This window comes from Tibeticola sp. (genome assembly GCF_022759015.1).
GTDB classification, from domain to species: Bacteria; Pseudomonadota; Gammaproteobacteria; order Burkholderiales; family Burkholderiaceae_C; genus Tibeticola; species Tibeticola sediminis.
This window is the reverse complement of sequence record NZ_JAEMQB010000065.1, coordinates 1-7,864: the sequence shown is the minus strand read 5'-3', so window position 1 is coordinate 7,864 and position 7,864 is coordinate 1. Positions and strand designations below refer to the sequence as shown.

The following is a 7,864-nucleotide window of genomic DNA, read 5'->3' as shown; positions in this document are numbered from 1 at the left end:
CTATCCGCTTCCGGTGACGCCGCCATGACGCGGGACAAAGCCAGAGCTTTCAGCCTAAATCCGGCAGTTGTTGGGCGTGCCCGGGCGGGCCGTCATCGGGCGCGCGGGCAAGGCGCAAACCGCAGCCATGGCGGGCGCCATGGCGAGGATTTGCAACGCCGCCCCCCGAGCCCGAGGGTGGCTCGACCGGGTGCGCAGCGCTCCCCCGAGCGGTGACCCGCCTCCGCAGCAAAAACCAGTGGAACAACAACACCTTGCGTTCAGCGAAAAGCGGTCAACTGCCGGATTTAGGGCAATGCTGAATAAGTTCCTGCGATGGCGCGCGCCCGGCCGCGGGATGGGATGCGAGGCGCAAACCGCAGCCATAGCCGCAGCTATGGCGAGGATTTGCAACGACGCAGACCGCCCGCAGCCGGGATGCGCGGCGCGCGAGGGACTTGTTCAGCGTTGCCTTAGGCTCAGCGTATGGCTTCGATCGAGAGTTTCTTATCGACCACCTGCGGCATGACCAGCGCGTAGCCCTGGTTCTGCCAGTGCACGAGTTCGGTCATGGCCGAGGGCGCGACCTCGACGAAGGGCTGCAATTCCTCGGGGGTGTAGCCGTAGTCGGCCAGCGCGAGGCCGCAGACGCGGAACTTCACGCCGCGCTCGGCGTAGTAGCGCATGCGCTGAACCACCTCGGCATAGCGCGCTTCGTTTTTGCGGGCCACGGTGACGATCTCGGTGCCGTGCAGCAACACGATGACCTTCATGTCCTCGTCGAAGAAGCTGTAGGGCGCCTCGGTCAAAGGGTTGACGAAGGAACGTACCCAGTAGAGCGCGGTCGCCATCTTGTCGGGATGGTCGAGGTACATGTCAAACAACACCTTGGGCTTCGCATAGGGCGTCTGCACGCGCTGCGCCTGGGCCTGCGCGGGCGCAGCGGCCAAGCCGGCGGCGGCGAGAATGAGGGTCGCCAGGGCGACGCGGCGGGCGAGGGTTCGAAGCTTTGGGAACGGGCTCATGGCGGGCTCCTGGGTGGGTGCCGGCCCAGTGTAGAGCGCAGCGACGCTAGGGGCAACGCTGGACCAGTCCTCGCCCGGCGGACGAGAGGGACTGCAGCGTTCGCTCAGACCCCCGCGAGCGAGCGCAAGCCGCTCGGATCGACGAGGTTGAGCACCCGGCCCGAGCCGCTGATGAGGCTGCGTTCGCGCAGATGACGCAGCACGCGCGAAAAGGTCTCCGGGGCGATGCCGAGCTGCTGCGCGATCTGGCGTTTGCGCTCGCGCAGCAGGACAGCGAGGCCTCCGGACTCGGGCAGCGGCTCGGCGTGGCGCAGCAGCCACTCGGCGCAACGGGCTTCGGCGTCTTTGACGAGACGGCTGACCGCCATCTCCGTCTGCTGGCGATGCGCGCGGGCAATGTCGCGCAACACGGTCTGCGCGGCGTCGGGCAGCGTCGCGGTGGCCCGCAGAAAGGCCGCGAGCGGCACGCGCCGAATGACCAATTCGCTTTCAGCCACGGCGTCAACCAAATTGGGTAGACCCAAGACCGCCGAGGATGCATCGAGCCAAAACGGCCCTTGCACCGCGCCGAGCACATGCGGCATCTCCGAACCGTCGAGCAAACCGAGCGCCACGCGGCCGGACTCGAGGTACGTCACTTCCGCCAAGGGTTGCTGCCGCCGCAGCACGACCTGCCCCGGCGGCAACGACTGCGCCAAGCCAGAAGACTCGAGGGACATCAAAGCAAACATCGTGCGCCGAATGTGCCTGCCCCGACCCCGCACCGCCTTGAGACAAATCAAACCGCACGCGGCTTTTCACCGCGTCGTCGCTGCTGTGCTCGAGGACTTTGGATTTGGTCGGACCAGGCCTTGCCGATTAAACTGGACACCGAAGATCACTTGAAGATCACTTGATCTCGTCCCCCGCTCGCTGGATTCCTCGCGCGCCTGAGCCGCCTTCCAACCATGAAGCCCGGAACCGAACTGCCCCCGCATTTGCAGCTGATGGAGCGTCCGATCCACCCCTGGCGTTGGGGGGTTTCGGCGGGCCTGGGGCAGGGCTTGCTCGGCGCCGCCGTGGCGACCGTGCCCGACGCCTGGCCCAGTCCGTACACGCTGGACCTGGCCGCCGTGGGTCTTCCGGACCTGCCGTCGGCCGCCTGGGTGCTCAGCTTCAGCCTGATTGCCGGGGCGATCGGCTGGCAGTTGGGTCGCCGACAGCGTCAACACCAACTCGGGGGCGAGCGCATGGTGCGACGGCTCTTCGAGGTGATCGATCTGCTGCCCGATCCGGCGGCCGTGCGGGACGCCCAGGGCCGCTACGTGCTGTGGAACCGCGCGGCCGAGCAGCGTTATGGGCTGCGGGCCGCGCACGCGTATGGCCACCGCCCGCAGGAGTTGTTCCCCCCGGCCTTCGTGGCGGCCCTTGCGGCGATCGAGCAGCGGGCGATCGACACCCAAGAGAGTGTCGAGGAACGGGTCGATGTGCCCGCCGCGTATGGACGACCGGCCAGCCGAGCCTGGGTGCGCATGTCGCCGATCTATTACTCCAGCGAACCCAAACGGCTGCGGGGCATCGTCTCGGTCGTGACCGACATTACCGAGCAAGAGCAGCGCGACGCGGCGGCACGCGCCGAACACGCCAAGCTGGAAATGGCGCTCGAAGCCAGCCATGCCGGCATCTGGAGCGTGGACGTCGAAACCGGCTCGGCCCGCTACGACCTGGCCTACGCGCGCTTGCTGCATTGGGAGGGTGACCTCGAGACCTTCCATCAGGAGTTCGACTTCCGCAAGCGCCTGCACCCCGAAGACCGCGACACCATCCTCGCCGCCGAGGCCGCCAGCATGAAGGCGGGCCTGCCCTTTGCGCATGATTACCGCATCCTTTGCATGGACGGCAAGTACCGCGCTTTCAGCGCCCGAGGCCGCCCTCTGGTGGACGCCGACGGCCGAATGCGCTTCATCGGCATCGTGATCGAAGCGACGGCGTAGGGCAAGCCGCATCTCTTCGATCCTTTTTTGATAGCAAACCAAGACCGAATCACGCCGGCGTTCCGCCGTTTTTCCTGAGAACTTGTGTTTCGGGAGCCTCCGCAGCCCGCCCGGCCCCGTTGCGCGTCCAGTCGGCCATGAGGCGCGAGACAGCCGCGTCGAGGGCGGCCTCGTCACCGCGGTTGTCGATCTCATGCACCCATGGCGCCCAGTCCGCGGGCCAGGGTTCGGCCACCCCTTGCTGCCCGTCCAACACCGCTTCGGTCGCGTCGGACGGATCGGCGCCGTGCTGCGCCCGAGCCGCCAGCCGCGCGCGCAGCACCGGAACGCTGGCCCAGCAATGCACGAGCGCGAAGGCCGCGCCGCGCCGATCCGCCAGCGTCTGGGCCGCGGCGCGTTCGTGCTGGCGCAAAAAAGCGGCGTCGAGCACGACGGAATGCCCCGCCTGCAGCAGCGCGTCCGCAAGGCTCAGCAGCCGCGCGTAGGTGGCGGCGGTTGCCTCCGCGCCATAGAGCCGCTGGGCCAGCAGCGACCCCGGCGCGGCGCGCTCGGTCGGTGCCAAGCCCATCAGCCGCTTGCGCTCGACGTCCGAGCGCAGCCGCAGCGCGCCCAGCCGCTCACTCAAGCGCGCGGCCACCGCCGACTTGCCCGAGCCCGACAGACCCGTCATGACCACGAGCCGGGGCCTCGGCGGCGGTGCCGCTAGGGTCGCAGCCAACGCGAAATACCGATCGAACGCCGCGCCCTCCCCGGCCAGCGCCGCCACTTTGGCGCGCACCAAGGCGCGGTAGGCGGCAAACGGCCGCAAGGCCGACAGGCCCAGCCATTCGTCCATGCCCTCGGCCCAGGCGTTGATGAAGCGCCAGGCGTGACCGTCGAGCCCATGCGCGAGCAAGTCCATGAACGTGAACGCGACATCGCAGACCAAGTCGATGCAGCGCAGCGCGGGCTCGAACTCCAGCGCGTCGAACGCCATCACCGAGCCCTGCCAGCGCACCAGATTGCCCAGATGCAAATCCCCATGCCCCTCGCGCAGATGACCGGCCCGGGCGCGTGCTTCGAGCGCAGGCGCCAGCGTCGCGAACGCCGCCCCGAGCCGCTCGCGCAGCGCCTGCAAGCCGCCCACACTCGAACAAGTGCCGCAAGCGCCCGAAGCAGCCATCGCCTCGAGCTCGTCGATCGTCTCGCGCGCCCAATCCCACGGCTGCTTGCGCGGCCACTGCGACTCGGGCAACGGCTCCAGACTGCGGTGAAAGCCCACCAGATGCGCCGCCAGCGCGTCCACCAGCTCGGGCCCGAGCGCGCCGCGTCGCGCCAGCGCGCGCAGTTCCTCGCCCGCGTCGAAACGCCGCATTTCGACCACGGTGTCGAGCCGCGCGCCCGGGCCGTCGATTTCGGGCGCCTGCAAGGTCCCCGTGACCGCGCGCACGCCGAGATAGAGCGGCGCGGCGGTGCGGCGGTTGAGGCGCCACTCCTCGGCGCAGAAATGCGCGCGGCGCTCGGCCGTGCTGCAGTCGATGAAGGCGAGGCGCACCGGCTTCTTGAGCTTCCAGGCGCGGTCCGCACTCAGCAGCACACTCGAAATCGGCGTCTGCACCACGCTGTCGGCGCCAAGCCGCGTGCGCAAAGACGCGACCAGCAACTCGTGGTCGGCCAGCGTCAGCTCGGGCGCGGGGTGCAGGCCAGAGGTAGCAGCAGTTGTCGGCATTGGGTAAGGATAAAGGCAAGGCTGATGCAGCGCCGAACAAGTCCCCCGCGCGCCGCATCTCCCGGCCGTCGGCGCCTTGGCCCCATGCCAGAATGGCGCGATGACCCACCCCGCCTATGCCGCGCTCAGCGCCACCTTCACCCGGCTCTACCGCCTCGGACATCTCTCGGCCATTGCCGGCTGGGACCAAGCGACGATGATGCCGCCCAAAGGCAACGCCGCGCGCGGCGCGGCACTCGCCGAGCTGCAGGTGCTCATGCACCAGACGCTGACCGACCCCAAGCTGCGGTCGGCGCTGGACGCCGCGCAGACGGAGGCGCTCGATGCGTTCGAGCAGGCAAGCCTGCGCGAAATGCGTCGGGCCTGGGATGCGGCCAATTCTCTGCCCGAGTCCCTGGTCGAAGCACAAAGCCTCGCCACGTCCAAAGCCGAGCACGCCTGGCGCACCCAGCGCCCGGCCAACGACTGGGCGGGTTTTCTCGAGAACTGGGGCCCGGTCGTCGCGCTCGCGCGGCAAGAAGCGCAATTGCTCTCGCAGGCGCGCGGGATCAGCCCGTATGACGCGCTGATGGACAAGTACGAGCCCGGCATGCGCAGCGCCGACATCGAGCGCCTGTTCGCCGAGATCAAAACCTGGCTGCCCGGGCTCATCCGCGCCGTGCGCGAGCGCCAGGCCAACGAGCCAGCCCGGGTGCCGCAAGGGCCGTTTCCGGTCGAGCGCCAACGCGCACTCGGGCTCGCCGTCATGCAGCGGCTCGGCTTTGACTTCGAAGGCGGGCGGCTCGATGTCTCCACCCACCCGTTTTGCGGCGGCGTGCCCGAGGACGTGCGCGTGACCACGCGCTACACCGAGGACGACTTCACCCGCAGCCTCATGGGCGTCATCCACGAGACCGGCCATGCCCGCTACGAGCAGAACCTGCCGCGCGCCTGGGTGCACCTGCCCGTGGGCCAAGCGCGTTCGATGGGCATCCACGAAAGTCAAAGCCTCGCGTTCGAGATGCAACTGGGCCGGCACCCGGGTTTCCTCGCGCATCTTGCGCCGCTGCTGCGCGAGCACCTGGGCGCGCAGCCCGCACTCGAGCCCGAGAACCTCGCGCGGCTCTACACGCGCGTCGAGCCCGGCCTGATCCGCGTCGACGCCGACGAGCTGACCTACCCCGCGCACATCATCCTGCGCTTCGAGATCGAGCGCGCGCTGATCGACGGCGAAATCGAAGCCGCCGACGTGCCCGCGCTCTGGGACGAAAAGATGCGTGCTTACCTCGACCTCGACACCCGCAGCAACTTCCGCGACGGTTGCATGCAAGACATCCACTGGCCGCTCGGCGCGTTTGGCTACTTCCCAAGCTACACCCTGGGCGCACTGTACGCAGCGCAGTGGTTTGCCGCCATGCGGCGTGAGACGCCCGAGCTCGACCGCCAAATCGCCGCCGGAGAACTCCAAACCGTGTTCGACTGGCTGCACACCCACATCTGGAGCCAGGCCAGCCTGTGGCCGACCGAAACACTGGTGCGCCGCGCCACCGACGAAGCGCTCAACCCGGCGCATTTCCGCGCGCATCTCGAGCAACGCTACCTGAACGCCTGAACGTACCGCGAGTCCGCCGCTTCAGCGCGCCTCAGCCCACTCCTGAATCAGCGCGCGCTCGGCCTCGGTGATGCCGGTCGCGTTGTTGAGCGGCATTTGGCGCAGCACCACCACCTGCTGGTAGATGGCCTGGGCCTGCGCGCGGATGGCGGGCTCCGAGTCGAGCCGGATGTTCTTGAACTGCAGATCCGAGCCGTGGCAGCTCGTGCACCGCTGGGTGATGATGGCCTGCACCGCCGGAAAGCTGTCTTTGGAACTTTTTCCCGTAGATGCCGGCGTGGAATGATCGGTTGTTGCTATCTTTTTAGGATTTTCCTGCGGCAGCACGCGCAAGCCCACGATCACCGCGACGATGATCACCACGCCTGCCGCCGCCCACGGCCAGGGGTGCGCCGCGCGTCCGTGCCGCCAGCCGTGGCGCTGCACGAAAAACTGCCGGATCAGCGCACCCGAGAGCATCATCAGGATCAGGATCAGCCAGTTCCAGCGGTGGGTGTAGAGGAAGGCGTAGTGGTTGCTCAGCATCGCAAAGATCACCGGCAGCGTGAAATAGGTGTTGTGCACGCTGCGCTGCTTGCCGCGCTTGCCGTGGATCGCCAGGTCCGCCGCCTTGTACGGCGCGCCCGAGGTCATCGCCGCCACCACCTTGCGTTGACCTGGAATGATCCAGAAGAACACATTGGCGCTCATGGCCGTAGCCAGCATCGCGCCCACCAGCAAAAACGCCGCACGGCCCGCGAACCACTGGCACGCAAGCCAGGACGCAAACGCCACCACGATCAACACCAACACACCGACGATGCGCTCGCCGTTTTCGCGAAAGCCAAACCACCGGCAGATGCGGTCGTAGATCAGCCAGAACGCCACCAGAAAGCCCAGCGCCGCCGCCACCGCTGCGCCCGCGCTCCAGTCCATCAGCGATTTGTCGACCAGAAAGGTGCCCGCGTTCCAGAGATAGAGCACGGTGAACAGCGCAAAACCCGACAGCCAGGTCGAATAGCTCTCCCAATAAAACCAGTGCAGTTCGGTGTGGATCTTCTTGGGCGCCACCATGTACTTCTGCGGGTTGTAAAAGCCCCCGCCGTGCACCGCCCACATCGCCCCGTCCACGCCTTTTTCGAGCAGGTCGGGCGACTTCGGTTTGACCAGGTTGTTGTCGAGAAAAACGAAGTAGAACGACGAGCCGATCCAGGCAATCGCCGTGATCACATGCAGCCAGCGCAGCAGCAGATTGGCCCAGTCGAGCAGATAGGCTTCCATCAACGGACTCCGGGCGGCTCACCACTGCGGGCGCTGTGAACCACCAAACGGTCGCGCACGAAGCCAGACGGGCTCTCGGCCCGCACCCCGACATCCGCACCGCTGCGACCTGTGCACGTAAGTGTATACAAAGACGGATCCGGCGGTAACCGACGGAAACGACGTCCGTCCCGACCGGCTCAGAGGCAGAGAGGGAATTGGGCGTGCCCGAAGGGGCGCCCCAAAACGCGCCCGAGTAGGCGCAAAGCACAGCCGTAGCTCGGGCTACGGCGCGCATTTGCAACGCCCTCTGGCGTGTTTTGGGGCGTCAAAGCGGGCATGACCAATT

Annotated in this window: 6 protein-coding genes; 2 read left to right on the top strand and 4 right to left on the bottom strand. The window is 67.5% G+C overall.

What is annotated here, in order from left to right; all coding sequences use genetic code 11:
• Positions 1–458: 458 nt before the first annotated feature.
• Positions 459–1,004 (bottom strand): DsrE family protein, encoded by a 546-nt coding sequence (locus JHC36_RS03860; protein WP_287916092.1) that lies wholly within the window; start codon positions 1,002–1,004, stop codon positions 459–461.
• Positions 1,005–1,108: 104 nt separating this feature from the next.
• Positions 1,109–1,735: a Crp/Fnr family transcriptional regulator gene (locus tag JHC36_RS03855; RefSeq protein WP_124223560.1), complete on the bottom strand. Its 627-nt coding sequence runs from the start codon at positions 1,733–1,735 to the stop codon at positions 1,109–1,111.
• A 216-nt stretch (positions 1,736–1,951) separates the two neighbouring features.
• Here JHC36_RS03855 and JHC36_RS03850 point away from each other — a divergent pair, with 216 nt between their 5' ends.
• Positions 1,952–2,977 carry a PAS domain-containing protein gene (locus JHC36_RS03850; RefSeq protein WP_287916088.1) on the top strand — a complete coding sequence of 342 codons (1,026 nt, stop codon included), beginning with the start codon at positions 1,952–1,954 and terminating at the stop codon, positions 2,975–2,977.
• A gap of 49 nt (positions 2,978–3,026) precedes the next feature.
• On the opposite strand, the gene JHC36_RS03845 is transcribed toward JHC36_RS03850, so the two are convergent.
• Positions 3,027–4,685: a bifunctional aminoglycoside phosphotransferase/ATP-binding protein gene (locus JHC36_RS03845; protein ID WP_287916084.1), complete on the bottom strand. Its 1,659-nt coding sequence runs from the start codon at positions 4,683–4,685 to the stop codon at positions 3,027–3,029.
• Between the two features lie 100 nt (positions 4,686–4,785).
• Between JHC36_RS03845 and JHC36_RS03840 the strand changes: the two genes are divergently transcribed.
• Positions 4,786–6,276, top strand: coding sequence for a carboxypeptidase M32 (locus JHC36_RS03840; RefSeq protein WP_287916081.1), 1,491 nt, complete (start codon positions 4,786–4,788; stop codon positions 6,274–6,276).
• 21 nt (positions 6,277–6,297) lie between these two features.
• Here the strand turns inward: JHC36_RS03840 and JHC36_RS03835 are convergent, their stop codons facing one another.
• Complete coding sequence (locus tag JHC36_RS03835) at positions 6,298–7,536, bottom strand: urate hydroxylase PuuD (protein ID WP_287916078.1); 1,239 nt, start codon at positions 7,534–7,536, stop codon at positions 6,298–6,300.
• Positions 7,537–7,864: the final 328 nt, after the last annotated feature.

Coding starts and splice junctions, on each gene's coding strand:
- JHC36_RS03860 (WP_287916092.1), bottom strand. CDS start 1,004: ATGAGCCCGTTCCCAAAGCTTCGAACCCTCGCCCGCCGCGTCGCCCTG.
- JHC36_RS03855 (WP_124223560.1), bottom strand. CDS start 1,735: ATGTTTGCTTTGATGTCCCTCGAGTCTTCTGGCTTGGCGCAGTCGTTG.
- JHC36_RS03850 (WP_287916088.1), top strand. CDS start 1,952: ATGAAGCCCGGAACCGAACTGCCCCCGCATTTGCAGCTGATGGAGCGT.
- JHC36_RS03845 (WP_287916084.1), bottom strand. CDS start 4,685: ATGCCGACAACTGCTGCTACCTCTGGCCTGCACCCCGCGCCCGAGCTG.
- JHC36_RS03840 (WP_287916081.1), top strand. CDS start 4,786: ATGACCCACCCCGCCTATGCCGCGCTCAGCGCCACCTTCACCCGGCTC.
- JHC36_RS03835 (WP_287916078.1), bottom strand. CDS start 7,536: ATGGAAGCCTATCTGCTCGACTGGGCCAATCTGCTGCTGCGCTGGCTG.